The sequence below is a fragment of the Streptomyces sp. NPDC059875 genome (genome assembly GCF_042731085.1).
Taxonomy (GTDB): Bacteria; Actinomycetota; Actinomycetes; order Streptomycetales; family Streptomycetaceae; genus Streptomyces.
The window spans coordinates 198,087-223,785 of record NZ_JBHWJZ010000001.1; the positions used below are offsets into that span (position 1 = coordinate 198,087).

A 25,699-nucleotide genomic window follows, 5' to 3' on the forward strand; every position below is an offset into this window, starting at 1 on the left:
TGAGCGGTGGTCCGGCTCCTTACTTCTTCCGTGACCGGCTGGATTCGACATGACCGTTCGGGGGATCGCGGGTGTGCGGTCGCTGAATGCTATTCGGCGAGGGCCTGCGTGATCTGGTCCGAGGCTGCCTTGGCGGCCTGCTTCGGGTCGTCTCCCTGGAGGACCGCGGTCATGTACGGCTTGATCGGATTCGACGCCTCGACGTCGGCCCACTGCGGGGAGTTGGGTGTGGCCTTGCCGCGTGCCGCGCCGACGGCCATGACGGCGGTGGCCTCCTGACCCTCGACGACGGAGGCGAGGGAGGTCTTGTTGGGGACGTAGTTCATGGCGCGGGCCAGTTCGGACTGCCACTTCTCCCCGGCGAGGGCCTTGACGACGTCGATGGCCGCCGTCCGCTCGGGTGCGTTCTCCGGGACGATCAGGTCGGAGCCGCCGGTGAAGACGGCGCACGGCTGCCCGGCCTTCTTGCCGGGTATGGGAAAGAAGCCGAGCTTGTCCTTGAGTGCCGGGTTGGCCTTGGTGATGGCGGCGACGGCGCTGGGGGTGGCGATGATCTGGGCGACATCCCCCTTGGCGAAGACCTCGGCCTGCGGCGGGGTCTGCTCGTCGGCGTCCTTCGGCCCGGAGCCGAGCGACTGGAGTTCCTTGTAGAAGTCCATGCCGCGCAGCGCGGCCGGGCTGTCCAGCGCGCCGGTCCAGTCCCCGCCCTTGTCCTCGGCGAGTTCGCCGCCCTCGTCCCAGATGAATCCGGCGAGCGTGTACCAGTCCTGTCCCGCGAGGTAGATGCCCTGGGAGCCGTCGCGGTTGAGCTTCTCTGTGTCGTCGAGCCACTGCGCCCGGGTGGTGGGCGGCTTCTTGAGGCCGGCCTGCGCGAAGAGGTCCTTGTGGTAGATCACGACGCGGTTGGCGGCGTACCAGGGGATGCCGTACTGGGACCCGCCGATCCGGCCGGGTTCGGCGAGACCGGGCAGCCAGTCCTCGCTGCCGAGGTCGCGCACGGACTCCAGGGTGAGGTCGTAGAGCTTGTCGGTGTCGGCGTACTGGGCGACCTGGGTGTTGCCGACCTCGATGACGTCGGGGCCGCCCTTGCCCTGGATCGCCCCGGTGACCTTCTTGCCGATTCCCGTCCACTCCTGGATGGTGAACTCCAGCTCGATGCCTTCGTGCTCGGCCTCGTACGCCTCGGTGAAGCGGGTGAGGAAGTCCTCGCTGACGCTGTCGCGCATCAGCCAGATGTCGACCGTGCGCGTCTGATCGGCGTCGCCGGGGAGGAGCCCGCAGCCCGCGAGCGCGAGGGCGGTCGCGGCGGCCAGGGGACAGACGAGATGGCGGTTCTTCACGTAGGTCACCTTCTGCGTTCCATGACATGGAGTACGGCATGGGGAGCTGACCCGTCGTGGGGGGACCGAACGGGGTGTTCGCGCGGGCGTGTGGCCTGGATTCTGGTCTGGACCAATCGGTTGGTCAAGCCCTGGACGATCCGGTTCCGGGCGGGCGCGCCGGGCACGCCCGCCCGTTACTGCCGGTAGGAGCGTCGGCGAGGCGGGGGCCGGTGCTACGGAACGGCGGGTACGGAGTCCTCGAAGGCCCTGCCCGTCGTGCGGTACGCGGCGACCTTGGCGGCCACCTGGGCCGGGGTCAGCACCTGGTCCTTCACGTGCAGGACGTAGTCGACCTTCTGGTCGTAGGCGCGCGCGGTCGTGGAGCTCTGGCCGGCGAGGTCGATCAGCCACTGGTTGAAGTTGATGGACATCGGGCGCTCGGGGAGATAGCGGGCGTCGTGGCGGCCGAACTCCTGGCCGTCGACGTAGTAGACGATCGTGTTGTCGTCGATGGTCAGGACGAGGTCGTGCCAGCCGGCGTAGCTCGCCCGGACCTCGGAGTGCTGGTTGACGGCCTCCCAGGGGTCGGGCCGGTAGGTCTCCCACGAGGTGGTGTAGAGGATGTTGGCGGGCTCGCCCCAGCCTCCGTTGGGCAGGTACTCGAAGTCGTACTCGGCGTAGTCGTCCGCCATCGGCGCCTTGAGGTCGTTGATGGTGAAGAAGGTCTGGACGAGGTGGTCGCCGTCCGGTCCGGAGAGCGGCGCGTCGGAGAAGTGGACCCGGGCCGCATAGGTGCCGTTCCTGAACTTCATGGAGCGGGTGAGGATCTCGGTCTGACGGGTGGACTCGGCGGTGCCGGCGGTCGAGGTCCTGAGGTTCATGATCGAGTTCGTGCCCTCCTTGGCGAAGGTGACGTTCTCGGGGGCCCAGGTGGCGCCGGGCACGCCCGGTCCGCCGGAGTTGGAGCGCACGCTCCAGCCGTGGGCGGCGATCGACGGGTCGGTGTGGCCGGTGTAGTCGAAGTCGTCGAAGAGGGCGGCACCGCCGGTGGGCGGCGGGGTGGTCGGATCCGTCGGCGTCGGCGTGGGCTCGTTGCCCGCGGGGGCCGTGCCCCAGACCTGAACGCCGCCGACGGTGGCGGTGACCTTGCTCCAGTTCGCGTAGGTCGTCTGCGCCGGGCCGAAGGAGTAGTCGTCGTTCTGGTTCAGCGGCTGCCAGTTGGAGCGGTGGAAGCGCAGCTGCATGTCGCCCGTGTCGGCGCCGGGGGCGAGACTGCCGGCGCCGGCGGTGAAGCCGACCTCCAGATAGCGGTCGGCGGTGGCGGTGGGGTTGGCGAGGGTGCCGAAGGTGCCGGTGAGGTTGGCGCAGCCCTTCACCGCCCAGGAACAGGCGTAGGTGTACGAGGCTCCCGCGTCGGCCTTGAAGTAGTACCGCACCTTCACCTGGCTCAACGGGACGCTCGAGGAACCGGTGTTGACCACCTTGAACCAGGGCTCGACCTGGTCGCTCCCGGTGGCGCTCTGCCGGTACTGGACGGTGACGGCCTCGCCGGCCGCGGCGGCCGGGAGGGCGGTCAGCGCGGTGGCGCCGAGGCCGGTCACGGCGGCGACGGCGAGTGCGGCGCGTATCCGCAGTCCGGCGCCGATCGGTCGGCCAGTGGCCGGCTGGACACTCGTCGGTCGGGTACTCATGAGGATTCCTCTCCTTGGACGGAGGTGGGGGAAAGGCGGCGCGGCACCCGGAGGGTGTCGAGCCGGGTCCGGTGGTGGCGCAGCCTGGCCCGGAAGCCGGGCCAGTCCCGGCGCCCGGTCCAGGCGGTCTCGGCCAGGGCGCAGAGCCGGGGGAAGGCCAGGTACTCGGCGTGCGCGGCGGTGGGGACGTACTCGGTCCAGAGCTGGGCCTGGGTGCCGAGGACCCGCGCGGACTCCTCCGGGCTCCAGTGGGCGGGCGCGGGATCGGTGCCGTGGACGGCGCGCAGGTCGACGACGGCGCCCGGCTGGCCGGGCGGCTCGTCGGGGCTCGCCGACTGGGGGTAGTCGAGGTAGGTGGAGCGGTGCGGCGCCATGACGACGTGGTGGCCGCGGCGGGCGGCGGTGCGTCCGTGGGCGGTGTCCCGCCAGGGCATGACCGTGAAGTACGGGGGGAGGTCGGCGCCGGTCTCGGTCCAGCCGAGCGGGCGGCGGCCGGCGTCGAGGAGATGGCGCCCGACCTGTTCCATGAACCAGCCGTGCAGGGCGTCCGGGCCGTCGAGCCCCTGCTCCGCGACGCGCCGGCGGGCGACGGTCGAGGCGTGCCATTCGGTGGTGGGGCACTCCTCGCCGCCGATGTGGACGTGGGGCGAGGGGAAGACGTCCAGTACCTCGTCGAGGACCTCGCGGCAGAAGGCGAGGACTTCGTCGTGGACGCCGAGGACGGTGTCGCACACGCCCCAGCGGTCCCAGACGCCGAGCGTGCGGTCCGGTCGGTTGCCGAGCTCGGGGTAGGCGGCCAGGGCCGCCCTCGCGTGGCCGGGCATCTCGATCTCGGGCACGACGGTGACGCCTCGCTCGGCCGCGTGCCGGACGAGATCGGCGAGTTCGGAGCGGGTGTAGGCGCCGCCGTGCGGATGCCCGCCGATCTCGGTGAGCCGGGGCCGGGCGGCGACCGGCATGCGCCAGCCCTGGTCGTCGGTGAGGTGGAGGTGGAGGACGTTGAGTTTGTGGAGGGCGAGGAGGTCGACGTACCTCCGGAGGAAGGAGACGGGCCGGAAGTGACGGGCGACGTCGAGCATCGCTCCGCGCCAGGAGAACCGGGGCACGTCGGTGATCTGTACGCAGGGCACGGACCACTCGACACCGCTGACGGGTTCGTCGAGAAGGGCCTGGACGGGGAGGAGTTGACGGAGCGTCTGGACTCCGGCGAGCAGGCCCCGGGGGCGGGCGGCGCGCAGCAGGACGCCCTCGGGGCCGACGGTGAGGCCGTACCCCTCGTCGCCGAGGCCGGTGAGGGCCGGGTCGAGGGCGAGGACGACGGGGCCGTCCGGGCGTTCGGGCAGCCGGAGCCCGGTGGCCGGCCGGACGAGGGTGCGCAGCAGCTCCGCGGCGCCGCCGGCGCCAGAGGCGATCCTGAGTGCGGTGGTGGCGTCGAAGGTGAACCTGCCGGGCAAGACGGTGAGTTGGGTGGGCTGCGGGACGAGCTGGGGCAGGGGCATGGCGGCGCGCTATCCCTTCACGGCTCCGCCGGTCATTCCGGCGGCGACCCGGCCCTGCAGGACCAGGAAGAGGACGAGGACGGGCAGGGCGAAGAGCGTGGACGCGGCCATGGTGGCGCCCCAGTCGGTGCCGAAGACGTTGGAGAAGGAGGAGAGCCAGACGGGCAGGGTCCGGTCGTCCTGGTTCTTGATGATGAGCATGTTGGCGAAGGCGAACTCGTTCCAGGCGGTGATGAAGCCGAAGAGCGAGGTGGCGAGCAGCCCGGGGGCGAGGAGGGGGAGGGTGACGCGGCGGAAGGCCTGGGTGCGGGTGCAGCCGTCGACCTGCGCGGCCTCTTCGAGCTCGGCGGGGACGGCGACGAGGAAGGAGCGCAGGGTGACGATGGTGAACGGCAGGGTGATCATGAAGTAGATCAGGGTCAGGGTGCCCAGCCGGTCGAGCAGGTCGGCGTCCCTGGCGATGACGTACATGGGGATCAACAGCGCTTCCCACGGTGCCACTTGCGCGAGGAACACCATGAGGATGAAGGCGCGTCGGCCGCGCCAGCGCATCCGGGCGACGGCGAAGGCCGAGCCGAGCGCGACGACGAGCGCGAGCAGGACGCAACCGGCGGTGACGATCAGGCTGTTGCGCCAGAAGAGCCAGAATCCGTCCGCCTCGACGGCATGCGCGAAGTGCTCCAGGGTGAGGGAGGTGGGGAGCAGGACCGGGGTCTCGGCCTGGATGTCGGGGGTGGGTTTGAAGGCCGTCGAGACCATCCAGTACACCGGGAAGACGGCGAGGACGAAGACGGCCAGCGCGGCGGTGTTGAGGGGGATGCGGCGCAGGGCGCGGCGGTTCACCGGTCGGCCTCCTGCCGGAGCAACTGGCGGAAGTAGGCGATGAGTACGGCGACCAGAATGAGCACCGTCAGGGTCGAGACGGCCGAGCCGAGGTCGTAGCGGTGCAGCGACTGGGCCACCCGGTAGGCGTAGACCGGCAGGGTGGTCGTCGCCTCGCCGGGGCCGCCCCGGGTGACGGCCCAGATCTGGGCGAAGCACCGGAAGACCCAGATGACTTCGAGACACAGGACCAGTCCGAAGATCGGCCGCAGCAGCGGAAGGGTGATCGAGCGGAAGATCCGCCAGGCCCCTGCTCCGTCCAGGCGGGCCGACTCGTACAGCTCCTCGGGGACGGTCAGCAGGGCGGAATGCAGGGTGATGGCGGCGAAGGGGACCGACTGCCACACCACGAGCAGGACGAGGACGGTGAAGGCGGCCGTGCCGTCGGCGAGCCAGGAGTATCCGTCGAAGGACGTGAACCCGAGGCGTACGAGGACCCAGTTGACGATGCCGAGGCGGGAGGCGAAGAGCCACTGGAAGACGGTGGTGGTGGCGATGACCGGGCTGGCCCAGGCGAGGACGAGCCCGCTCGTCACCAGGATCCGCATCCGCCGGCCGAGCCTGCGCATCATCAGGGCGACGAGCGTGCCGATCACCATGATCAGGACGACGTTGACGAGGGTCCACCAGAAGGTGCGTTGTACGACCTCCCAGAACTCCGGGTCGGCCAGGACCGTTCGGTAGTTCCGGACGCCCACGAACGCGGCGCCGCCACGGATGAGTTCGCCCATGCCGTAGTGCTGGAAGGAGATGAGCAGGTTGCGGACGAGGGGGTAGCCGAGGAGCAGGGCGCCGCCGAGGACGGTCGGGGCGACGAGGAGATAGGGCCACAGGGCCGCCCCGCGACGCGGGCCGGTCACGAGCCGAGGGTCTTGGTGATGCTCTCCGACGCGTCCTTGGCCGCGCGTGCCGGGTCGGCGCCGGTGAGCACGGCGGTCATGAACTGCTTGATCGGGTTGGTGGCCTCCACGGCCGCCCACTGAGGGGAGTTGGGCGTCGCGCGGCCCTGCGCGGCGCCGGCGGCCATGGCCGCGGTGCCCTCGTCGTCCTGGATCACATGGGCGAGCGAGGTGCGGTTGGGGACGTAACTCATCGTCCTGGCCATCTCCGTCTGCCACTTCTCGCCGGCGAGCGCCTTGACGACCTCGTAGGCGGCGTCGGGGTGGGCGGAGGCCTCGGGGACGATGAGGTCGGAGCCGCCGGTGAAGACCGCACCGGGCTTGTCGGCCGTCTTGCCGGGGATCGGGAAGAAGCCGAGCTTGCCCTTGAGCGCCGGATTGGCCTCTTCGACGATCTTCGCGCCGCCGGGTACGGCGATGATCTGGGCGACGTCGCCCTTGGCGAAGACCTCGGCCTGCGGCGGCTTGGCCTCGTCGGAGTCCTTGGGGCCCTTGCCGAGGGCCTGGAGCTGCCGGTAGAAGTCCATGCCCGCGAGGGCCTGCGGGGTGTCGAGGGCGCCCTTCCACGTCGTGCCGTCCTGTACGGCGAGGTCGCCGCCTTCCTCCCAGATGAAGCCGGACAGGGTGTACCAGTTCTGTCCGGGGAGGTAGATGCCCTGCGTCGTGCCCTTGTCGAGCTCGGCGGTGACGGTGAGCCACTCGGCGCGGGTCTTGGGCGGGGCGGTGATGCCGGCCTGGGCGAAGAGATCCTTGTGGTAGATGACGACGCGGTTGGCGGCGTACCAGGGGATGCCGTACTGCTTGCCGTCGACCTTCCCCGGCTCGGCGAGTCCGGGCAGCCAGTCGGCCCCGTTGAGCTCGGCGACCTCGGCGCTGAAGTCGCGCACACCGCCGCTCGCCGCGTACTGCGCGACCTGGGTGTTGCCGACCTCGATGACATCGGGGGCGTCCTTGCTGGCCAGGGCCGCGGTGACCTTCTCGCCGATGCCCTCCCACTCCTGGATCTGGATGTCGAGGGTGACGCCCTTGTGCGTCGCCTCGAAGTCGGTGCGGAAGCGGGTGAGGAACTCGTCGGTGACGCTGTCCTTCATGATCCAGACGGTGACCTTCCCGGCCCCGTCGGCTGTCGCCGAGTCGTCGGTCGAGCCGCAGGCGGTGGCGCAGAGGGCCAGGGTCGCCACGAGGGCGACGGGGCCGGCGAGGGAGCGAATCTTCACGGACACCTCAAGGGAGGAGGTTGACCAATTGGTCAGGTGGTCAGATGCGTGACCAGAAGGTGGCATGGACCAATGGAGGCGTCAACCCCTTTGAAAAATATGCGCTGTTCATGCACTCGACGGCTGAAGGGTCTGGCTAGGATGCTGTTTACCAGTTGACCAGTCAGGGAGAGCACATGAAGGACGGCCCCTCGGGCGGGGTGCTGAAGAGGGAGCGCGTACGGGAGCATCTGCTGGGCCTGATCGAGGCGGGCCGGCCCGGGGACGCCATCCCCTCCGAGCGCACCCTGTGCACCACGCTCGGTGTCTCACGCCCCACCCTGCGCGCCGCCGTCGACGAACTCGTCGCGACGGGTGCGCTGGTACGGGAGCACGGGCGCGGCATGTTCGTCGCACCGGACAAGATCACCCAGCAACTCGCCCCGGACGACGCCGCCTTCACCGTTCCGCGCGCCGCCGGCAGCTGGTCCAGCACGGTCCTGGAGTCGGCCACGCTCCGGGCCGGCGCGCGCATCGGCCGCAAGCTGCGCGTCTCCCCCGCCGCGGAGCTCCTCTACATCGCCCGCCTGCGCCTGGTCGACGGCTCCCCCATGGCGATCGAGCACCTCCACATCCCGGCGGACCTGGTCCCCGCCGCGCTCACCGCGCAGGAGTTGGAGGCCGGCGACCTCTACGACCACCTCAGGGACCACCACCGCGTCCACGTCCGGGAGGCGACCCAGTCGATCGAGCCCACCGTCGTCAGCGAGGCGGAGGCCGCCCTCCTGGACGTCCCCGTCCTCTCCCCCGCCCTGCTGATCGAACGCCTCACCCTCGACACCTCGGGCCGACCGGTGGAGTACGTCCACTCGGTGTACCGGGGCGACCGCTACCGGATCGTCTCCCGGCTCGACTTCACCCGCGACGGCGTCGTGACCTCCTCGACGGCAGGGGATGCATACTGACCGCCGGACGACAGGCCGGGGAGGGCACGCGATGGAGCTCAAGCGGGAGCGGGTACGGGAACATCTGCTGACCGTGATCGACGGGCGCCGGCCCGGGGACGCCATCCCCTCCGAACGCACCCTGTGCGCCACGCTCGGCGTCTCGCGCCCCACCCTGCGCGCCGCCGTCGACGAGCTGGTGGCCACGGGCGTGCTGGTACGGGAGCACGGGCGCGGCATGTTCGTCGCACCGGCCAAGATCACCCAGGAGCTCGTCGCCGAGGACCACGCGGCGGGTGCGCCCAGGAGCCGCGGCAGCTGGACGAGCACGGTGCTGGAGTTCCGTACCGTACGGGCGGGCGCCCGGATCGGCCGGAAGCTGAGGGTCTCCCCCGCGGCGGAGCTGCTGTACGTGGCCCGGCTGCGCCACGTCGACGAGGCTCCGATCGCCCTCGAGCACCTGCACGTCCCCGCCGATCTGATGCCCGGCATGACCGCCGCGGACATGGAGCGCGGTTTCTACGCCCATCTCCGGGAGAAGTACCGCATCAAGGCGGCCCACGCGGTCCAGTCGATCGAGCCGACCGTCCTGAGCGAGGAGGAGGCCGCGCTGCTCGACGTCCCCGTACTCTCCCCCGCCCTGCTCTTCGACCGGATCACCTCGGACACGGGCGGACGGCCGGTGGAGTACGTCCGCGCGCTGTACCGGGGCGATCGCTACCGGATCGTCTCCCGGCTGGCCCTCGGCGACGGCGCCGCCGACCACCCGGCGCCCGACGTGTCGCGGACCGGGGCATGGTGGGGCACCGTGGAATAACCACGAAGGAGAGGAGTTCGGCCCCCATGTCGAACCACACCTACCGCGTCACCGAGATCGTCGGCACCTCCACGGAGAGCGTGGACCAAGCCATTCGCAACGGCATCGAACGGGCCTCGCAGAAGCTCCGCGGCCTCGACTGGTTCGAGGTGACCCAGGTGCGCGGCCACCTCGTCGACGGGGGGATCGGGCACTACCAGGTCGGCCTGAAGGTCGGGTTCCGGCTGGAGGACGGCGACTGACCCGTCCGGTCAGGTCCGTCCCTCCTTCTCCTGGGCGTCCTTGAGGGCCTCCGACGGAGCGGCCCAGCGGGCGCGGACGACCCGGAAGCCGGCCTGTGCGGCCGCGTCGCAGACCAGCTCGTCGTCGTCGACCAGCATCCGGATCTCGCGGTCGCGGCCGAGCCGTCGCAGGATCTCCAGCTTGGTGTGGCGCGCGGGGCGGAAGTCGCTGTTGCGCCGCATGTGGATCCGGCCCTCGGGCAGTCCCTGCGCTGCGAGCCACGCGACGGTGTCGCGGCGGCAGCGCTCGGGACGGCCGGTGAGGTAGACGACCTCGCACTCCTCGGCGGCCTCCTGGCACAGGGCGACGCCCCGCGCGAGCGGCGGATCCTCGGGCGCTGCGGCGAAGAAGCCCGCCCAGTCGCGCGGGCGGCGTTCGAGGAAGTGCTGGCGGTGGGCGGTGCCGGCGAGGGTGTTGTCGAGATCGAAGACGGCTATGGGTCTGGTGTGTCGCGTCACCCGGACAGCCTAGGGAATCCTCGGAGCTCCCCCGCGTTGAACCCTTCGTGACCCTTTCTCTCGACGGCATCCGTCTCTCCGTCCTCGACCGCTCCCGGACCCGGGAGGGCGAGGACGGGTCCGTCGCGCTGCGCGACACCGTGGACCTCGCACGCGAGGTGGAGGCGCTCGGATACCACCGGTTCTGGGTCTCGGAGCACCACAGCGTGCCGGGCGTGGCGGGCTCCGCACCCGCCGTCCTTGCCGCCGCCGTCGCCGCCGCCACGTCCTCCATCCGGGTCGGCACCGGCGGGGTGATGCTCCCGAACCACCAGCCGATGGTGGTGGCCGAGCAGTTCGGCGTCCTCGAATCGCTCTTCCCCGGCCGGATCGACATGGGGCTCGGCCGCTCGGTCGGCTTCACGGACGGGATCCGCCGGGCGCTCGGCCGGGACAAGGACGACGCCGAGCGGTTCGGGGAGCAGCTGACCGAGCTGCTCGGCTGGTTCACGGGCACGCAGAACGCCCACCCGCAGGTGCACGCCCGCCCGGCCGAGGGCCTGCGCGTGCCGCCGTACGTCCTCGCGACCGGCGAGGGCGCGACGATCGCCGCCGAGGCCGGTCTGCCGCTGGTCATCGGGGATCTGCGGGGCCGGGAGCGGATGCTGCGCGCGATCGACGCCTACCGGTCCGCCTTCCGCCCCTCCGCCTGGTCCGAGGAGCCGTACGTCGTGGTCGCGGGCACGGTCGCGGTGGCCGGGACGGAGGAGGAGGCCAGGCGCCTGCTGATCCCGGAGGCGTGGTCGCTCGCGTATTCGCGCACCGAGGGTGTCTTCCCGCCGCTCCTGCCCGTCGAGCGGATCGAGGGGCTCGCGATGACGGAGAAGCAGCGCGACTTCTTCGAGTCGGGCCTGAAAGGGCATGTGTACGGCACGGAGGAGCAGGTCGCCGACGCGCTGGAGCGTGTGGTGAAGGAGAGCGGGGCGCGGGAGGTGCTGGTCACGACCAGTACGTACGATCGCGAGGCGCTGCGCGACTCCTACCGCAGGCTCGCCCGTGTCGCCAGCCTGAGTACCGGCCTGACCAGCGCAAACGCCTAGTATCGAGGAATGCCCCACACCTCCGGCGACCACCGTCACGACCCGTACGTCCGCGTCCGCGGCGCCCGCGAGCACAACCTCACGGGCGTCGATGTCGACATTCCGCGGGACGCGATCGCGGTCTTCACCGGGGTGTCCGGCTCCGGGAAGTCCTCGCTCGCCTTCGGGACGATCTACGCGGAGGCCCAGCGCCGCTACTTCGAGTCGGTCGCCCCCTACGCGCGGCGGCTGATCCACCAGGTGGGCGCGCCGAAGGTCGGCGAGATCACCGGCCTGCCGCCCGCGGTCTCCCTCGAACAGCGCCGTTCCTCGCCGAACGCCCGCTCGTCGGTCGGCACGGTCACGACCCTGTCGAACTCGCTCCGGATGCTGTTCTCCCGCGCCGGCTCGTACCCGGAGGGGGCGGAGAGGCTCGACTCCGACGCGTTCTCGCCGAACACCGCCGCCGGGGCCTGCCCCGGCTGCCACGGTCTCGGCCGGGTCCACGAGACCAGCGAGGAACTGCTCGTCCCCGACCCGGGGTTGTCGATCCGGGACGGGGCGATCGCCGCCTGGCCGGGCGCCTGGCAGGGCAAGAACCTCCGTGACGTCCTGGACACCCTCGGGTACGACGTCGACCGGCCGTGGCGGGAGCTGGACGCGAAGGACCGGGAGTGGATCCTCTTCACGGACGAGCAGCCGGTCGTGACGGTCCATCCGGTACGGGAGGCGGACCGCATCCAACGCCCGTACCAAGGCACGTACATGAGCGCACGGCGCTATGTGATGCACACCTTCTCCGACTCGAAGAGCGCGACGCTGCGCGCGAAGGCGGAGCGCTTTCTGACCAGTGCGCCGTGCTCGGTGTGCGGCGGCAGCAGGCTGCGCCCGGAGGCCCTTGCCGTCACCTTCGCCGGACGGACGATCGCCGAGTTGGCGGCCCTCCCGCTGACGTCACTGGCGGAGATCCTCGGAGCGCACGACGGTTCGGAGACCGCGCGGGTCCTCACGGAGGACCTGCTCGCGCGGATCGGCACGGTGACCGAACTCGGCCTCGGCTACCTCGGCCTGGACCGCACCACGCCGTCCCTGTCCAACGGTGAACTTCAACGGCTGCGGCTCGCCACCCAGTTGCGCTCCGGGCTCTTCGGCGTCGTGTACGTCCTCGACGAGCCGTCCGCGGGACTGCACCCGGCCGACACCGAGGCGCTCCTGGTGGTCCTGGACCGGCTCAAGGCGGCCGGGAACTCGGTGTTCGTGGTCGAGCACCACCTCGACGTGGTGCGTCACGCCGACTGGATCGTGGACGTCGGCCCCCGGGCGGGGGTGCACGGGGGCCGGGTGCTGCACAGCGGCCCGCCGCACGAGCTTGCGGATGTCGAGGAGTCCGCGACCCGCCGCTTCCTCTTCGACCGCGCGGCCGTGCCCGAGCGGGCGATGCGCGAGCCCGCCGGCTGGCTGCGGACCGGACCGGTCACGCGCCACAATCTGAAAGCCCTGGACGCCGCCTTCCCCCTCGGGGTCATGACGGCGGTGACCGGGGTGTCGGGGTCGGGCAAGTCGACTCTGGTGGGCGAGCTGTCCGAGGAACTGGCGGGCGTCGGGCGGATGGTGACGGTCGATCAGAAGCCGATCGGCCGGACTCCCCGCTCCAACCTGGCCACGTACACAGGCCTCTTCGACGTCGTGCGCAAGCTCTTCACGGCCACGGAGGAGGCCCGGGCCCGTGGCTACAAGGCGGGGCGGTTCTCGTTCAACGTGCCGGGCGGCCGCTGCGAGACCTGTCAGGGCGAGGGGTTCGTCTCGGTCGAGCTGCTCTTCCTGCCGAGCACGTACGCGCCCTGTCCGGACTGCCACGGGGCCCGCTACAACCCGGAGACCCTGGAGGTCCGGCTCCGCGGGCTCACCATCGCCGAGGTGCTCGACCTGACGGTCGAGGCCGCGGCCGGGTTCTTCGCCGACACCCCGGCCGCCGCGCGCAGCCTGCGCACGCTGCTCGACGTCGGCCTCGGCTATCTGCGGCTCGGTCAGCCCGCGACGGAGCTCTCCGGCGGCGAGGCCCAGCGCATCAAACTCGCCTCCGAACTCCAGCGGCTGCGCCGCGGCCACACCCTGTACGTCCTGGACGAGCCGACGACCGGCCTCCACCCGGCCGATGTCGAGGTGCTGATGCGCCAGCTCCACGGCCTGGTCGACGCCGGGCACTCGGTGGTCGTCGTCGAACACGACATGGACGTGGTCGCCACGGCGGACTGGGTGCTGGACCTCGGGCCGGGCGGAGGCGAGAAAGGCGGCCGGATCGTCGCCGAGGGGCCGCCGCGCACTGTGGCCGCGTCGCGGGAGAGCCGGACCGCGCCGTATCTGGCGGCCCGGCTCGCCGACTGATCCCCAGAGGGCCGGTGGGCCCGCGGCGCGGGCGGTCAGAGGGTCAGGGTGCGCCAGCCCCGGGTGATCTCCTCGCGGACGGCGTCCACCTGCGTCGGCTCGTACTGCGGGCTCCCCTGGGACGTGAGCAGGTCCACCAGTGCCGCGCCGTCCGCCGGGCGGCCCGCGGGGTCGGCGGTCAGGGCCCGTCCGACGGCGGCCGCGAGCTCCGGGTCGAGTGCGTGCACCGCCGCCAGCGCGGCGGGCTCGGGGCCGGTGTCCACGATCCGCCGGATCACCGCGCCCGTACTGGTCGCCGCGAACGGGCTGGTGCCGTGGGCCGCGCAGACCACGCAGCACGCCCACGCCCACACGTCGGCGGCTGGGCCGACGCGCTCCTCGCCGAACTGTTCCGGCGCCATGTAGGTCAGGGTCCCCGGTCCGGCGCCGGTGCGGGTCAGCCTGGTGCCGTCGACGAGGTCCGCGATGCCGAAGTCGAGCAGGCGCGGCCCCGCGGTGGTCAGCATGATGTTGGCCGGCTTGAGATCGCGATGGACCAGGCCGAGCCGGTGGACCCCGGACAGTGCCACGGCCAGCGCGAGCGCCAGCGCCCGCAGCGCCTCGGGGGTGCGGATCTGCCCCTGCTCCTGCAGATGGACGTCGAGGGGCCGGCCGTCCAGCAACTCCATGGCCAGGTACGGCCGTCCGGCGTCGACCCCGGAGTCCAGGACACGGGCCGTGTAGGCACCGGAGACCATGGACAGCACCTCGGCCTCGCGCTGGAAGCGGCGCAACAGCTCTTCGTTGTCGAGGAGTTCGGGGTTGATCGTCTTCAGCGCGACCTGGGTCGCCGCGCCTTCGCGCCGCGCGAGGTAGACCGTACCCATCCCTCCGGCTCCGATACGGCCGAGGAGCTGGTAGCCGCCGATGGTCCGCGGCTCGCCCGCGTTCAGCGGCCGGTGGGCGATGTGCGGCACGGCGCCGGCACCCGGGTCGGGCTGCGTCGGCACGTACGCGACGGGCTGCGCGGGCCGGGCGGGCCCCGGCCCCACCGTCGGCGCGTCGGCGAGGGCCTGCCCGGCGGGGGCCGGAACGCGATCATCCGGGACCCCGGCCCCGTACCGGTACCTCCGGCTCACCCCGTAGGCGACGGCCTGGCACGCGACGGCGGCCAGAGCCAGACCCACCGGGAGAAGGAGCCCCAGTGCGATACGGAGGCCCACAAGGCCGGCAAGCCGCCGGCGCCCCGCGAGGGACGCGAGCCACGAATCCCCGGGAACCCCGGCGGTCAGCAGGGTGCGCAGGGTCCGGCCCCACAGCACCGGCCAGACCACCGACGCCAGGACGACCATGACGACGTACAGGGTCCACCCCATCGCCAGGGAGTAGCCGTAGTCCGCCGAGAGCCATTCTCCGGTATGGAGGACGACCGGACGCAGCAGGAAGGAGAACTCGGGGACGTAGCCGGAACCCAGCAGGAACCACAGGCCGATCCCGCCGGCCACTCCCAGGGCCAACTCCCCGGCGACCGCACCCGGAACCCTCCGCGGCACCGTCCCCGGGTCCGTCAACGCCTGTTGCCGTACGGCCCGCTGAGCCCGTGTCAGCAGAGGCAGTGTCGCCGCGCGCAGCGCCAGTGCCGGCCCCACCACTATCAGGACGTCCATACCCAACGACCCCGCGTACGCCTCAGCCATCAGTCCCCCGTGTCTCCCCTGTGCGGCCTGTCGGTAGAGCACAGGGAGTATAGGGGCGCTGCCGCAAACCCCCTATCGGCGGGCGGATTTGCGCTGGGCGCGCAGCCACTCCTTGTTCATGGCGGCGATCGACGGCAGCGGAATCCCCTTCGGGCAGGCGGTCGCGCACTCGCCGGTGAGGGTGCAGCCGCCGAACCCCTCCGCGTCCATCTGGCCCACCATGTCCAGGACGCGTGTCTCGCGCTCCGGGGCGCCCTGGGGCAGGACGTTCAGATGGTTGACCTTGGCCGAGGTGAAGAGCATCGCCGAGCCGTTGGGGCAGGCGGCCACGCACGCTCCGCAGCCGATGCACTCGGCGTGCTCGAAGGCGAAGTCGGCGTCGGCCTTCGGGACCGGCGTGGCGTGGGCCTCGGGGGCCGCGCCCGTCGGTGCGCTGATGTAGCCGCCGGCCTGGATGATGCGGTCGAAGGCGGAGCGGTCGACGACCAGGTCCTTGACGACCGGGAAGGCGGAGGCGCGCCACGGCTCGATGTCGATCGTGTCGCCGTCGCGGAACGAGCGCATGTGGAGCTGACAGGTGGTGGTGCGCTCCGGGCCGTGCGCGTCGCCGTTGATGACCAGGCTGCACGCGCCGCAGATGCCCTCGCGGCAGTCGTGGTCGAAGGCGACGGGGTCCTCACCGCGCAGGATGAGCTCCTCGTTGAGCGTGTCGAGCATCTCCAGGAACGACATGTCGGAGGAGATTCCGTCCACGTCGTAGGTGGACATGGCGCCGGGGGCGTCGGCGTTCTTCTGGCGCCAGACGCGCAGGGTGAGCTTCATGCGTAGCTCCGCTGGGTGGGGTGGACATACTCGAAGACGAGGTCTTCCTTGTGCAGGACGGGGGCTTCGCCGGTTCCGCCGAACTCCCAGGCCGCCGCGTAGGAGAACTCCTCGTCGCGGCGTGCGGCCTCGCCGTCCGGCGTCTGGGACTCCTCGCGGAAGTGGCCGCCGCAGGACTCGGCGCGGTTCAGCGCGTCGAGGCACATCAGCTCGGCGAGCTCCAGGTAGTCGACGATCCGGTTGGCCTTCTCCAGGGACTGGTTGAACTCCTCGCCGGTACCCGGAACCTTGATCCGGCGCCAGAACTCCTCGCGGATCTGCGGGATGCGGTCGAGCGCCTTGCGCAGGCCCTCGTCCGTGCGGGCCATGCCGCAGAACTCCCACATCAGTTCGCCCAGTTCGCGGTGGAAGGAGTCCGGCGTCCGGTCTCCGTCGATCGCGAGCAGCAGGTTCAGGCGGTCCTGCGTCTCGGCGAGCACCTCGCGGACCACCGGGTGCGTGTCGTCGAGGGGTTCGCTGGACGGGTGGCGGGCCAGGTAGTCGTTGATCGTGGAGGGCAGGACGAAGTAGCCGTCGGCGAGGCCCTGCATCAGCGCGGAGGCGCCGAGCCGGTTGGCGCCGTGGTCGGAGAAGTTGGCCTCGCCGATGGCGAACAGGCCCGGGACGGTGGTCTGGAGGTCGTAGTCGACCCAGAGTCCGCCCATCGTGTAGTGCACGGCGGGGTAGATCCGCATCGGGACTTCGTACGGGTTCTCGGCGGTGATCCGCTCGTACATGTCGAAGAGGTTGCCGTACTTCTCCTCGACCGCCTTGCGGCCCATCCGCCGGATCGCGTCGGCGAAGTCGAGGTACACGCCCTGGCCGCCGGGGCCGACGCCGCGGCCCTCGTCGCAGACGTTCTTGGCGGCGCGGGAGGCGATGTCGCGCGGGACGAGGTTGCCGAAGGAGGGGTAGATGCGCTCCAGGTAGTAGTCGCGCTCGTCCTCGGGGATCTCGGCGGCGGGGCGGGTGTCGCCCTTCGCCTTGGGGACCCAGATGCGGCCGTCGTTGCGCAGCGACTCGCTCATCAGCGTGAGCTTGGACTGGTGGTCGCCGGTGCGCGGGATGCAGGTGGGGTGGATCTGGGTGAAGCAGGGGTTGGCGAAGTACGCGCCGCGCCGGTGGGCCCGCCACACGGCGGTGGCGTTGGAGTTCATGGCGTTCGTCGAGAGGTAGAAGACGTTGCCATAGCCGCCGCTGGCGAGGACCACCGCGTCCGCGTAGTGGGTGGAGATCTCGCCGGTGATCAGGTCGCGGGCGACGATGCCGCGGGCCCGTCCGTCGACGACGATCAGGTCCAGCATCTCGGTCCGGGCGTGGAGTTCGACGTTTCCGGCCGCGATCTGCCGGGACAGCGCCTGGTACGCGCCGAGCAGGAGCTGCTGGCCCGTCTGGCCGCGGGCGTAGAAGGTACGGGACACCTGGACGCCGCCGAAGGAGCGGGTGTCGAGCAGTCCGCCGTACTCGCGGGCGAAGGGCACGCCTTGGGCGACGCACTGGTCGATGATCTCGACCGAGATCTGCGCGAGGCGGTGGACGTTGGACTCACGGGCCCGGAAGTCGCCGCCCTTGACGGTGTCGTAGAAGAGGCGGTGGACGGAGTCGCCGTCGTTGCGGTAGTTCTTCGCCGCGTTGATGCCGCCCTGCGCGGCGATGGAGTGGGCGCGGCGCGGGGAGTCCTGGTAGCAGAACTGGACGACGTGATAGCCCTGTTCGGCGAGGGTCGCGCCGGCGGAGCCGCCGGCGAGGCCGGTGCCGACGACGATGACGGTGTGCTTGCGGCGGTTGGCGGGGTTGACCAGCTTGGCCTGGAATCGGCGGGTGTCCCAGCGTTCGGCGATGGGTCCTGCGGGGGCCTTGTGGTCGACGACCGGCTCACCGGTCGCGAAGTCGAGGAAGCTCATGTCAGCTCACCACTCCGGTCATGACGGCTACGGGTACGGAGACGAAGCCCACGGTCAGGACGAGCGCGAGACCGTTCGCGAGGGCCTTGAGCAGCCGCTCGCGGCGGGCGTTGCCGACACCGAGCGTCTGGGCCGCGCTCCAGAAGCCGTGGCGGATGTGCAGGCCGACGGCGAGCATGGCGACGATGTAGATCACGTTGCCGTACCAGGTGGAGAAGGTGTCCACGACGTTCTGGTACGGGTGGCCTTCCTGGAAGCCGCCGGGGTGGACGGTGCCGGTGGTGAGGTCCAGGACGTGCCACACGATGAAGAGGGCGACGATGATCCCGCCCCAGCGCATGGTGCGGGTGGCGTAGGAGGACCGCTTGCGGCGGTGGGCGTAGGCGGCCGGGCGGGCCTTGATGTCACGCCGGCTGAGCTGGTACGCGGAGACGGCGTGGGCGACGACGGCGGCGAGCAGCACGATCCGGACGAGCCACAGGGCCCAGGAGTAGTGCAGGACGGGGTCGCCCATGGTGCGCAGCCAGTGGCCGTAGGCGTTGAACTCCTCGGGGCCGAAGAAGACCTTGAGGTTGCCCATGACGTGGGCCACGAGGTAGCCGAGCATGAGCAGACCGCTGACGGCCATGACCGTCTTCTTGCCGATCGTGGATGCCCAGAAGCCGCGTGAGCGCGTGGGCGACGGTGGTCGTTCCGTCGGTGCCGTCTTCGATGCCAGAGCCATACCCACGACGCTAGGGCCGAAGGGCCCGAGAGGTCCAAGACATGGTCCGGCTCATCTCGATAGGCTGAGCCTATGCAGTTCCAGCAGCTTCTGTACTTCGTGGCCGTGGCCGAGACCCGGCACTTCACCCGCGCCGCCGAGCGGGTGCATGTGTCCCAGCCCTCGCTCTCGCAGCAGATCAAGGCCCTGGAGCAGGAGCTGGGGGCGGAGCTCTTCAGCCGGGCGCGGGGGAACATCGCGCTGACGGACGCGGGCGAGGCGCTGCTGCCGCTGGCCCGGCGGATCCTCGCGGACACGGACACCGCCCGGCACGAGGTGCAGGAGCTGGTGCAGCTGAAGCGGGGACGGGTGCGGCTCGGCGCGACGCCGAGCCTGTGCACGGGACTCCTGCCGGACGTGCTGCGCGCCTTCCACGATCTGCACCCGGGGATCCGGCTGCTCATCGAGGAGGGCGGCTCGCACGATCTCGTACGGGAGCTGGCGCGCGGCGCGCTGGATCTGGCGCTGGTGGTGCTGCCGCTGCCGACGCCGTCACCGGCGCTGACGACGGTGGAGCTGCTGCGCGAGGATCTGGTGGTGGTGTCGAGCGCGGCGGCGCCGGCGCCGGGGCGGCCGGTACGGATCGCGGATCTGCGCGAGCAGCCACTGGTGATGTTCCGGCACGGCTACGACCTGCGGGAGCTGACCGTGGCGGCGTGCCGGGCGGAGGGCTTCGAGCCCACGTTCACGGTGGAGGGCGGGGAGATGGACGCGGTGCTCGGCTTCGTACGGGCGGGTCTTGGGGTGGCAGTGGTGCCGGCCATGGTGGCCGCCCGTGCGGGCCGCGACCTCCGCGTCACGTCTCTGGCGCGCCCGGGGCTGCGCCGCACGATCGCGCTGGCGCACCGCAGCGACGTGGCCCCACCGCGAGCGGCGAGGGAACTCCAGAAGCTCCTGCTCCACTCCACGTGACCCCACCCTTCCGGTCGTGGGCAATCCCCCACCTGGGCGGAGCCCACCTCAACCGCCGCCCCCGGGTTGTGGGCAGGCGTTCCGCAGGGCGGAACGGGTGGGCACAACCCACGACGGCGCCGCACCCGCGGGCACCGCAGGCACCGCAGGCACCGGAAGCCTGGGCCCGGCAAGGGCGCCGTCCCGTGTGCCCACCCGTCCCGCCCCAGCGGGACAGTTGCCCACACGGGCGTGGGGTGGCGGGAGGCAGTGGTGGGGCACCGCCCCCGACGACTTGTCCACACACGACGAGGGCGGGGGCCGACCCGGTGGGGCGGGTGACCTCGAACAGGTGGGGACTACACCGCGTCCGCCAGGACCAGGGCGTGGATGCGGTCCGGGGCGCCCGGGCGGGCGTAGTACCAGCCCTGGGCCGTGTCGCAGCCGAGCTCACGGAGCTGCTGCGCCTGCGCCCCCGTCTCCACCCCCTCCACCGTCACCGCCAGTTCCAGGCTGTGCGCCAGCGAGACGATGCCCTCCACGATCTTGAGGTCGACCGGGTCCGCCGGATGCTGTTGCATGCCCCGCGTGAAGGACCGGTCCAGCTTGAGGACGCTCACCGGCAGCCGCCGCAGGTTCGCCAGGTTCGAGTACCCCGTACCGAAGTCGTCCAGCGCGATGTCCACGCCCATCTCTGCGAGCTGCCGCAGCGGCTTCAGCAGGTCGTCGTCCGCGCCGATCAGCGCCGACTCGGTGACCTCGAGGCACAGCGCGCCCGGTTCCAGGCCCGAGCGCTCCAGGACGTCGACCGTGTCGGCGACCAGCCGCGGGTGGTGCAGCTGGGTCGGCGAGAGGTTGACGTTGATCCGCAGCGGGCCGCCGTCGGAGTGCCGGGCCTGCCAGAAGCGGGCCTGGCGGACGGCCTCTTGGAGGACCCAGCGGCCCAGCGGCACGATCAGCCCGGTGTTCTCGGCGAGCGGGATGAACCGGTCGGGCCCGAGCACACCGTGCTGCGGGTGGCACCACCGTACGAGCGCTTCGGCGCCGTGCACGCTGCCGTCGCCGAGGTGCACCAGCGGCTGGTACTCGATGAAGAACTCGCCGCGCTCCAGCGCCGCCGGCAGCGCGGTGGTCAGCCCGTGCCGGGTGATCGCGCGTGCGTCGGCCTCCGCGTCGGCGAACTCGAAGCGGTTGCCGCCCGCCGACTTGGCGCGGTACATCGTGATGTCGGCGCTGCGCAGCACCTCGGCCGGGGTCCGCTCCCCCGCCGGTCCCTCGACGACACCGATGCTGCCCCGCACGGTCAGTTCGCGGCCGTCGATCCGGACGGGCGAGGCGAGCGCGCCGAGGATACGGTTCGCCAGCTCGGCGACCTCCCGCTCGGTGCCACGGCCGGTGGTGAGGGCGACGAACTCGTCGCCGCCGAGCCGGGCCACCATCTCGCCCGGTGCCGTGGCGCAGCTCTGCAGCCGGTCGGCGACCTCGACGAGGAGGCGGTCCCCGGCCGAGTGGCCCAGGCTGTCGTTGATGGCCTTGAAGCCGTCGAGGTCGAGGTAGCAGAGCCCGAAGCGGGCCCCGTCCCCCAGGGCGAGCGCCTTCTCCAGGCGCTCGAAGAACAGGGTCCGGTTGGGCAGGCCGGTGAGCGCGTCGTGGGTCGCCTCGTACCGCAGTCGCAGGTTCAGCAGCCGTCGCTCGGTGGTGTCCTCCATCAGCGCCAGCTGGTACTGGGGGAAGCCGTCGGCGTCGCGGAGCAGCGAGACGGTGAGGTTGGTCCACAGGACCGTGCCGTCGCCGCGGTAGTACGGCTTCTCGACGCGGTAGTTCTCCCGCTCGCCGCGGACCAGCTCGTCGTAGAGCCGCCAGACGTGCGGGCCGTCCTCGGGGTGCACCCACTCGCTGACGTTGCGGCTGCGGACGTGCTGCTCCAGGCCGCCGAACATCCGGGTCAGAGTCTCGTTGACCTCCAGGATGTTGCCCTCGAGATCGGCGATGCCGATGCCTATCGCGGCCCCGTCGAAGACCGCCCGGAAGCGGCTCTCGGTGGTGTGCAGGGCGACTTCGGCGGCGGTGCGGGCGGAGAGCGCGGAGCGGGCGATGGCCTCCTGCTCCAGCAGCGTCCGCTCGCGCAGCGCCTGGGCGAACCCGGCGGCGAAGGCGTGCTGGAGTCGCGAACTGCGGGCGCGCAGCTCGTCGGCCGGTGTGTCCCCCTCGCCGCAGTACAGCACCAGGTAGGAGTCGATGACCCCGAGGGTGCGGCTGAGCGCGTCCGGGTCGGTGCAGTGGGCGGCCACCAGCGCGGCCCCCGTGCGGTGGGCGGGGGCCGTGTCGAAGGGCCGGGCGTGCAGCGCGTCGCACAGCGTGCGGGCGAGCGGCTGCAGATGGAGCTCGAAGTCGGCGCGGGTCAGGGAGGTCGCGGTGACGGGGAAGATGGCCCGGCTCCAGATGGTCGCGAACCGCCTGAGTCTGTCCTCCGGGCCGTCCGGCTCCGCGCCGGAACCGGACGGCTGAGACGGCACCTTCACGCCTTGCGCCCCACCCCTGCGAAGCCCGAGAAGGCGTATGGATCCTCCTCGTCGGTGGGGCCGTCGGGCCGCCAGTCGGGCATGGACACCAGGCCCGGCTCGATCAGTTCGCAGCGGTCGAAGAAGCGGCTGATCTCGGCGTGCGAGCGCATGACGAGCGGGTTGCGGATGGTGCGGTAGACCCCGACGGTGCCTTCGGCCTGGTCCTGCGTCAGCGGGATGCCCTCGTAGGAGGCGTGGGTCAGCCCGACCAGGCTGCCGGGGGCGAGGGCGTCGACGAGTTCGGCGACGGCCCGCCCGGGCTCGTCCTCGTCCTCCAGGAAGTGCAGGACGGCGACGAGGAGCAGGGCCACCGGCTTGTCGAGGTCGAGGAGTTGCCCGACCTCGGGGCTGTGGAGGATGTCCTGCGGCTTGCGCAGGTCCGCGGAGAGGACGGCCGCTTCGTCGTTGCCTTCGAGGACGGCTCTGCTGTGCGCCACGGCGACCGGGTCGTGGTCGACGTACACCACCCGGGCGCCGGGGGCGGCGGCCTGGGCGACCTCGTGGACGTTCCCGAACGTCGGTATGCCGGAACCGATGTCGAGGAACTGGGTGATCCCGTTGTCGACCGCGAAGCGGACCGCTCGCCGCATGAAGGCACGGTTCGCCTGCATGATCTTGGGGAGTCCAGGCATGAACTCCATGGCCTTCCGGGCCGCTTCCCGGTCCACCTCGAAATTGTGCGAGCCGCCCAGATAGAAGTCGTACATACGGGACACGCTCGGCACCGAAATATCGATACCCGGCGGAGCCCAGGCGGGACGCTCCATCAATGTCTCCAACAAGTCGCCACGGGGATACGGCCATGTGTTCGCGGCCGGTGTTCGAGCCGAGGCTACTGATCGCCCGCCGAGAGGGCGAGTAGAAACGGAAATTCGCGGTCCGTTCTTGGTCACACGCCATTGGCACGTGCACGCGGAGCGGAGAGTTCACGCCTTCAGGTCGTGCAAATTCACGTGCATATGGACGTGCGCCGACCCGCCGTCACGCGAGGAGTGACGGCGGGCCGGCAGGCCGGAAGCGCGGCGCGGGGGACCTACTTGGGCGCTCCGACCAGCTTCCCCTCGGGGGACACGGCGTACCAGGTGCCGCCCACACCTTGGCCGTTGGTGTCTCCGGGCGCCTCGTCGCCGGCGAAGGTGTAGAGCGGCCAGCAGTCGATCGTCTGCTGCTTGAGGCCGTCGGGGCGGCTGAAGGTGACGAAGCCCTTCTTGGTGATGCCCTCGGTGTCGTTCTTGTCGACGGGGGCGACAACCGGCCACTTCTCCAGGCAGGCGCCGGTGCAGGCAGTCTTCATGGGCCAGGCGGAATCCTTCTTGAAGCGGTAAACCGTCATTCCGCGCGAATCGACCACGATGTCACCGAGCTTGGGATCCTTGCGCACCGAGAGCCCGGCGCCGGGCGTACCGGAATCCTCGCCACCGCCCGCGTCCGCCCCGCCGCCCGCGGCCGGCGCGGCCTTCTTTCCGTCGGGGGCCGCGGCGAACCAGGTGCCGCCGACGCCCTGGCCGTTGAGGTCGCCGGGCTTGGTGTCCTTGGCGTACCGGTACATCGGCCAGCCGTCGAGGGTGAGTTGCTTGCTGCCGTCGGTCCGCGTGACCTCGCCGAGCAGCGAGGGGTCCACGCCGGCCGGCGGCTTGGCTCCCGAAGCGCTCACGACGGGCCACACCTTGGCGCAGTCGCCCTCACACGTGGCCGTGGGCGGGGAGGAGGAGTCCTTGTCGAAGCGGTAGAGGGTGAAGCCCTCGCTGTCCGTGACCACCTTGCCGAGTTGCTTGGTGTCCGCCACCGCCAGCTGCCCGGCGGGCTCGGCCGCGCCCCCGCCGCCGGCGTCGGATCCGTAGCCCCCGGAGGCGTATCCGCCGCCGGAGCTGTAGCCGCTGTCGGCCGGCGCACCGGCCGGGTTGGCCGCTCCGGCGGGCTGTCCGCCCAATGACTCGCCCTTCTCCTGACCGCACGCCGTCGTCAGCGCGAGAACGGCCGCCGCCGTCAGCGCGAGTGCCGCGTTCCCCCAGGTCTTCATGTCGACTCCCCTTGTTCCATGGCTTGTTGGTGCGGCGCCGGACGCCGTTCCCGGCATTGGATACGGGGCCCGGGCGCGTCGTACTCAACGGGCCGCGAAAGAATTTCCGCAGGAACGTCAAACCAGCGCCCTTCAAGAACCCCTCCATCCGGGGAATCCAGGCGATTCCCGGCGTGCTGCGCCGGGCTTGTGATCATGCTCTTCGGCGTGTCTCTGTACGGATCGTCTCTCGCGCGGCCTTTGGCGGCCGCCGCGCTGCTGTGGCTGCTCGCCGCACCGGCGCCTGCCGCCGCCGATGCCTGCGCCTACGCCACGACCGGGCCCGGCGGCTCGAACACCTCGGTCGCGGTCATCGGGCCGGGCGCGTGCTCGCCCACCCCGACTCCTCCCCCACCGACGCGACCGGCGCCCACACCGACGCCGAAGCCCCCGCCTCCACCGGCGCCACCGCCGCCTCCCGTGCGCGCGGACCCCCCGCCCCCGCCGGTGAAGGCGCCGCCGGAGCCGGAGCCGGTCCCGTCGCGACCCGCCCCGGCGCCGCCCGAGGCCGCCCCCGCGCCGCCCGCACCGCCCGCGCCGCCGGCCCCGACGCCGTCGCTGCGCCACCGCCCGCCGGCCCCGACCCCCGTCGCCCTGCCCGCCTACCGCCGCGCTCAGCGGCCCGAGCCCAAGAGCGGCCCCTCGCTCGTGTCCATGACGCTGCTCGTCACCGCCCCCGCGGTGCTGGCGACCGCGATCCTGCGTCCCCGCTCCCGCTGAGCCCCGCCGAAGGAATCACCATGTCCGAATGGCTTGTCCTGACCATCGCGATGGCGGCCGCCTGCGCCGTCGTCCTCACCATCGTCGTCATCAACAACCGCAGGGTTCCCGACGACGACGATCCCAGCGAGACCCCCGACGTCATGGAGTACATGACGATGATGATCGGCGTGATCTACGCGATCGTGCTCGGTCTCGCCATCGCCGGCGTCTGGGAGGCGCGCGGCGCGGCCCAGGAGACCGTGCGCCAGGAGGCCCAGGCACTGCACGAGATCTCGGCGCGGGTCGAGGTGTACCCGGCCGACGTGCGTACCCGGATCCGCGCCGATGTCGACGCGTACGTCTCGTACGTGGTCGACGAGGAGTGGCGCCACATGTCCGACCACGGCGAGCTCAGCGAGGAGGGCACCCGGCTCCTGGAGCAGGTGCGCCGGAGCGTGACCGACTACCGGCCGGCCGACGACCACGAGGGGCAGGCGTATCAGCCGCTCGTGGACCAGGTGGCGGTGGTGGACGACACTCGGGGCACGCGGGGCCAGAACGCGGCGCCGACCATGCCGGGGGTGGTGTGGTTCGGCCTGATCATCGGAGCGCTGGTGACGGTCGGCCTGATCTTCACCCTGCAGATCCGGCGCACCGGCCGTGAACTGCTCCTCGCGGGTCTGTTCAGCGCGCTCATCGCCTTCCTGCTCTTCCTGATCTGGGACTTCGACGCGCCCTTCGGGCGCGGGATCTCGGCGACGGCCGCCCCGTTCACCGACCTCTTCCCGCACCTCACGAGCTAGGGCCTGTCCCACTGATCGGGCCGGGGCGACACACGTGTGGGCC

At 71.4% G+C, this 25,699-nt stretch carries 22 protein-coding genes; 8 read left to right on the plus strand and 14 right to left on the minus strand.

The genetic code is table 11. The annotated features are described in order from the left end of the window. Positions 1-89: 89 nt before the first annotated feature. The 6 genes from ACFV9D_RS00795 to ACFV9D_RS00820 all read right to left on the minus strand — a co-directional run bounded on the left by ACFV9D_RS00795 (position 90) and on the right by ACFV9D_RS00820 (position 7,510). Positions 90-1,340 (minus strand): extracellular solute-binding protein, encoded by a 1,251-nt coding sequence (locus tag ACFV9D_RS00795; protein WP_385139412.1) that lies wholly within the window; start codon positions 1,338-1,340, stop codon positions 90-92. Between the two features lie 215 nt (positions 1,341-1,555). After that, positions 1,556-3,013, minus strand: a complete 1,458-nt coding sequence (locus tag ACFV9D_RS00800; RefSeq protein WP_385138772.1) for a cellulose binding domain-containing protein — start codon at positions 3,011-3,013, stop codon at positions 1,556-1,558. After that, a complete protein-coding gene (locus ACFV9D_RS00805; RefSeq protein ID WP_385138774.1) occupies positions 3,010-4,512 on the minus strand; it encodes a beta-N-acetylhexosaminidase in 1,503 nt (500 codons plus the stop codon). Before ACFV9D_RS00805 ends, ACFV9D_RS00800 begins: the two co-directional genes overlap by 4 nt. A 9-nt stretch (positions 4,513-4,521) precedes the next feature. After that, positions 4,522-5,355, minus strand: coding sequence for a carbohydrate ABC transporter permease (locus ACFV9D_RS00810; RefSeq protein ID WP_385138777.1), 834 nt, complete (start codon positions 5,353-5,355; stop codon positions 4,522-4,524). After that, positions 5,352-6,254, minus strand: coding sequence for a carbohydrate ABC transporter permease (locus tag ACFV9D_RS00815; RefSeq protein WP_385138780.1), 903 nt, complete (start codon positions 6,252-6,254; stop codon positions 5,352-5,354). The genes ACFV9D_RS00810 and ACFV9D_RS00815 overlap by 4 nt, the downstream gene beginning before the upstream one ends. Continuing rightward, positions 6,251-7,510 carry an extracellular solute-binding protein gene (locus tag ACFV9D_RS00820; RefSeq protein WP_385138782.1) on the minus strand — a complete coding sequence of 420 codons (1,260 nt, stop codon included), beginning with the start codon at positions 7,508-7,510 and terminating at the stop codon, positions 6,251-6,253. Before ACFV9D_RS00820 ends, ACFV9D_RS00815 begins: the two co-directional genes overlap by 4 nt. A gap of 176 nt (positions 7,511-7,686) precedes the next feature. On the opposite strand from ACFV9D_RS00820, the gene ACFV9D_RS00825 reads away from it, so the two are divergent. Genes ACFV9D_RS00825 through ACFV9D_RS00835 form a run of 3 tightly spaced genes read left to right on the plus strand, consistent with a single transcriptional unit; the run spans position 7,687 to position 9,492 of the window. Beyond that, the gene (locus ACFV9D_RS00825; RefSeq protein WP_385138785.1) at positions 7,687-8,454 is read left to right on the plus strand and encodes a GntR family transcriptional regulator; all 768 of its coding nucleotides are present in this window, start codon (positions 7,687-7,689) and stop codon (positions 8,452-8,454) included. Positions 8,455-8,485: 31 nt separating this feature from the next. Next, on the plus strand, positions 8,486-9,250 hold the full coding sequence (locus tag ACFV9D_RS00830; protein ID WP_385138788.1) for a GntR family transcriptional regulator: 765 nt from the start codon (positions 8,486-8,488) through the stop codon (positions 9,248-9,250). 26 nt (positions 9,251-9,276) lie between these two features. After that, positions 9,277-9,492: a dodecin gene (locus ACFV9D_RS00835; RefSeq protein ID WP_385138791.1), complete on the plus strand. Its 216-nt coding sequence runs from the start codon at positions 9,277-9,279 to the stop codon at positions 9,490-9,492. A gap of 9 nt (positions 9,493-9,501) precedes the next feature. Here the strand turns inward: ACFV9D_RS00835 and ACFV9D_RS00840 are convergent, their stop codons facing one another. Continuing rightward, positions 9,502-9,990: a hypothetical protein gene (locus ACFV9D_RS00840; protein ID WP_385138795.1), complete on the minus strand. Its 489-nt coding sequence runs from the start codon at positions 9,988-9,990 to the stop codon at positions 9,502-9,504. A gap of 47 nt (positions 9,991-10,037) precedes the next feature. On the opposite strand from ACFV9D_RS00840, the gene ACFV9D_RS00845 reads away from it, so the two are divergent. Together ACFV9D_RS00845 and ACFV9D_RS00850 are read left to right on the plus strand one after the other, a co-directional pair. Next, a complete protein-coding gene (locus ACFV9D_RS00845; protein ID WP_385138798.1) occupies positions 10,038-11,069 on the plus strand; it encodes an LLM class flavin-dependent oxidoreductase in 1,032 nt (343 codons plus the stop codon). 9 nt (positions 11,070-11,078) lie between these two features. After that, positions 11,079-13,433 carry an ATP-binding cassette domain-containing protein gene (locus tag ACFV9D_RS00850; protein WP_385138801.1) on the plus strand — a complete coding sequence of 785 codons (2,355 nt, stop codon included), beginning with the start codon at positions 11,079-11,081 and terminating at the stop codon, positions 13,431-13,433. 35 nt (positions 13,434-13,468) lie between these two features. On the opposite strand, the gene ACFV9D_RS00855 is transcribed toward ACFV9D_RS00850, so the two are convergent. From ACFV9D_RS00855 to ACFV9D_RS00870, 4 genes are all read right to left on the minus strand, one after another. After that, a complete protein-coding gene (locus ACFV9D_RS00855) occupies positions 13,469-15,079 on the minus strand; it encodes a serine/threonine-protein kinase (RefSeq protein ID WP_385138804.1) in 1,611 nt (536 codons plus the stop codon). Between the two features lie 102 nt (positions 15,080-15,181). Beyond that, positions 15,182-15,931 carry a succinate dehydrogenase/fumarate reductase iron-sulfur subunit gene (locus ACFV9D_RS00860; RefSeq protein WP_385138807.1) on the minus strand — a complete coding sequence of 250 codons (750 nt, stop codon included), beginning with the start codon at positions 15,929-15,931 and terminating at the stop codon, positions 15,182-15,184. Next, positions 15,928-17,874, minus strand: a complete 1,947-nt coding sequence (locus tag ACFV9D_RS00865; protein ID WP_385138810.1) for a fumarate reductase/succinate dehydrogenase flavoprotein subunit — start codon at positions 17,872-17,874, stop codon at positions 15,928-15,930. The genes ACFV9D_RS00860 and ACFV9D_RS00865 overlap by 4 nt, the downstream gene beginning before the upstream one ends. 1 nt (position 17,875) lies before the next feature. Then, positions 17,876-18,598: a succinate dehydrogenase gene (locus tag ACFV9D_RS00870; RefSeq protein WP_385138813.1), complete on the minus strand. Its 723-nt coding sequence runs from the start codon at positions 18,596-18,598 to the stop codon at positions 17,876-17,878. 72 nt (positions 18,599-18,670) lie between these two features. On the opposite strand from ACFV9D_RS00870, the gene ACFV9D_RS00875 reads away from it, so the two are divergent. Continuing rightward, the gene (locus ACFV9D_RS00875) at positions 18,671-19,549 is read left to right on the plus strand and encodes a LysR family transcriptional regulator (RefSeq protein ID WP_385138816.1); all 879 of its coding nucleotides are present in this window, start codon (positions 18,671-18,673) and stop codon (positions 19,547-19,549) included. Between the two features lie 338 nt (positions 19,550-19,887). Here the strand turns inward: ACFV9D_RS00875 and ACFV9D_RS00880 are convergent, their stop codons facing one another. From ACFV9D_RS00880 to ACFV9D_RS00890, 3 genes are all read right to left on the minus strand, one after another. Then, complete coding sequence (locus ACFV9D_RS00880) at positions 19,888-22,050, minus strand: putative bifunctional diguanylate cyclase/phosphodiesterase (RefSeq protein ID WP_385138819.1); 2,163 nt, start codon at positions 22,048-22,050, stop codon at positions 19,888-19,890. Next, the gene (locus ACFV9D_RS00885) at positions 22,047-22,859 is read right to left on the minus strand and encodes an SAM-dependent methyltransferase (protein WP_385138822.1); all 813 of its coding nucleotides are present in this window, start codon (positions 22,857-22,859) and stop codon (positions 22,047-22,049) included. Before ACFV9D_RS00885 ends, ACFV9D_RS00880 begins: the two co-directional genes overlap by 4 nt. Positions 22,860-23,125: 266 nt before the next feature. Beyond that, positions 23,126-24,112 carry an SCO0930 family lipoprotein gene (locus ACFV9D_RS00890; protein ID WP_385138825.1) on the minus strand — a complete coding sequence of 329 codons (987 nt, stop codon included), beginning with the start codon at positions 24,110-24,112 and terminating at the stop codon, positions 23,126-23,128. A 207-nt stretch (positions 24,113-24,319) separates the two neighbouring features. Between ACFV9D_RS00890 and ACFV9D_RS00895 the strand changes: the two genes are divergently transcribed. Then, the gene (locus tag ACFV9D_RS00895) at positions 24,320-24,871 is read left to right on the plus strand and encodes a hypothetical protein (protein ID WP_385138828.1); all 552 of its coding nucleotides are present in this window, start codon (positions 24,320-24,322) and stop codon (positions 24,869-24,871) included. 20 nt (positions 24,872-24,891) lie between these two features. After that, on the plus strand, positions 24,892-25,656 hold the full coding sequence (locus tag ACFV9D_RS00900) for a hypothetical protein (protein WP_385138831.1): 765 nt from the start codon (positions 24,892-24,894) through the stop codon (positions 25,654-25,656). Positions 25,657-25,699: the final 43 nt, after the last annotated feature.

Excerpts from the sequence above, each read along its gene's own strand:
- ACFV9D_RS00900 (WP_385138831.1), top strand. The coding sequence starts at position 24,892 with ATGTCCGAATGGCTTGTCCTGACCATCGCGATGGCGGCCGCCTGCGCC.
- ACFV9D_RS00835 (WP_385138791.1), top strand. The coding sequence starts at position 9,277 with ATGTCGAACCACACCTACCGCGTCACCGAGATCGTCGGCACCTCCACG.
- ACFV9D_RS00870 (WP_385138813.1), bottom strand. The coding sequence starts at position 18,598 with ATGGCTCTGGCATCGAAGACGGCACCGACGGAACGACCACCGTCGCCC.
- ACFV9D_RS00800 (WP_385138772.1), bottom strand. The coding sequence starts at position 3,013 with ATGAGTACCCGACCGACGAGTGTCCAGCCGGCCACTGGCCGACCGATC.
- ACFV9D_RS00805 (WP_385138774.1), bottom strand. The coding sequence starts at position 4,512 with ATGCCCCTGCCCCAGCTCGTCCCGCAGCCCACCCAACTCACCGTCTTG.
- ACFV9D_RS00830 (WP_385138788.1), top strand. The coding sequence starts at position 8,486 with ATGGAGCTCAAGCGGGAGCGGGTACGGGAACATCTGCTGACCGTGATC.
- ACFV9D_RS00875 (WP_385138816.1), top strand. The coding sequence starts at position 18,671 with ATGCAGTTCCAGCAGCTTCTGTACTTCGTGGCCGTGGCCGAGACCCGG.
- ACFV9D_RS00890 (WP_385138825.1), bottom strand. The coding sequence starts at position 24,112 with ATGAAGACCTGGGGGAACGCGGCACTCGCGCTGACGGCGGCGGCCGTT.
- ACFV9D_RS00850 (WP_385138801.1), top strand. The coding sequence starts at position 11,079 with ATGCCCCACACCTCCGGCGACCACCGTCACGACCCGTACGTCCGCGTC.
- ACFV9D_RS00825 (WP_385138785.1), top strand. The coding sequence starts at position 7,687 with ATGAAGGACGGCCCCTCGGGCGGGGTGCTGAAGAGGGAGCGCGTACGG.
- ACFV9D_RS00885 (WP_385138822.1), bottom strand. The coding sequence starts at position 22,859 with ATGGAGCGTCCCGCCTGGGCTCCGCCGGGTATCGATATTTCGGTGCCG.
- ACFV9D_RS00860 (WP_385138807.1), bottom strand. The coding sequence starts at position 15,931 with ATGAAGCTCACCCTGCGCGTCTGGCGCCAGAAGAACGCCGACGCCCCC.
- ACFV9D_RS00855 (WP_385138804.1), bottom strand. The coding sequence starts at position 15,079 with ATGGACGTCCTGATAGTGGTGGGGCCGGCACTGGCGCTGCGCGCGGCG.
- ACFV9D_RS00865 (WP_385138810.1), bottom strand. The coding sequence starts at position 17,874 with ATGAGCTTCCTCGACTTCGCGACCGGTGAGCCGGTCGTCGACCACAAG.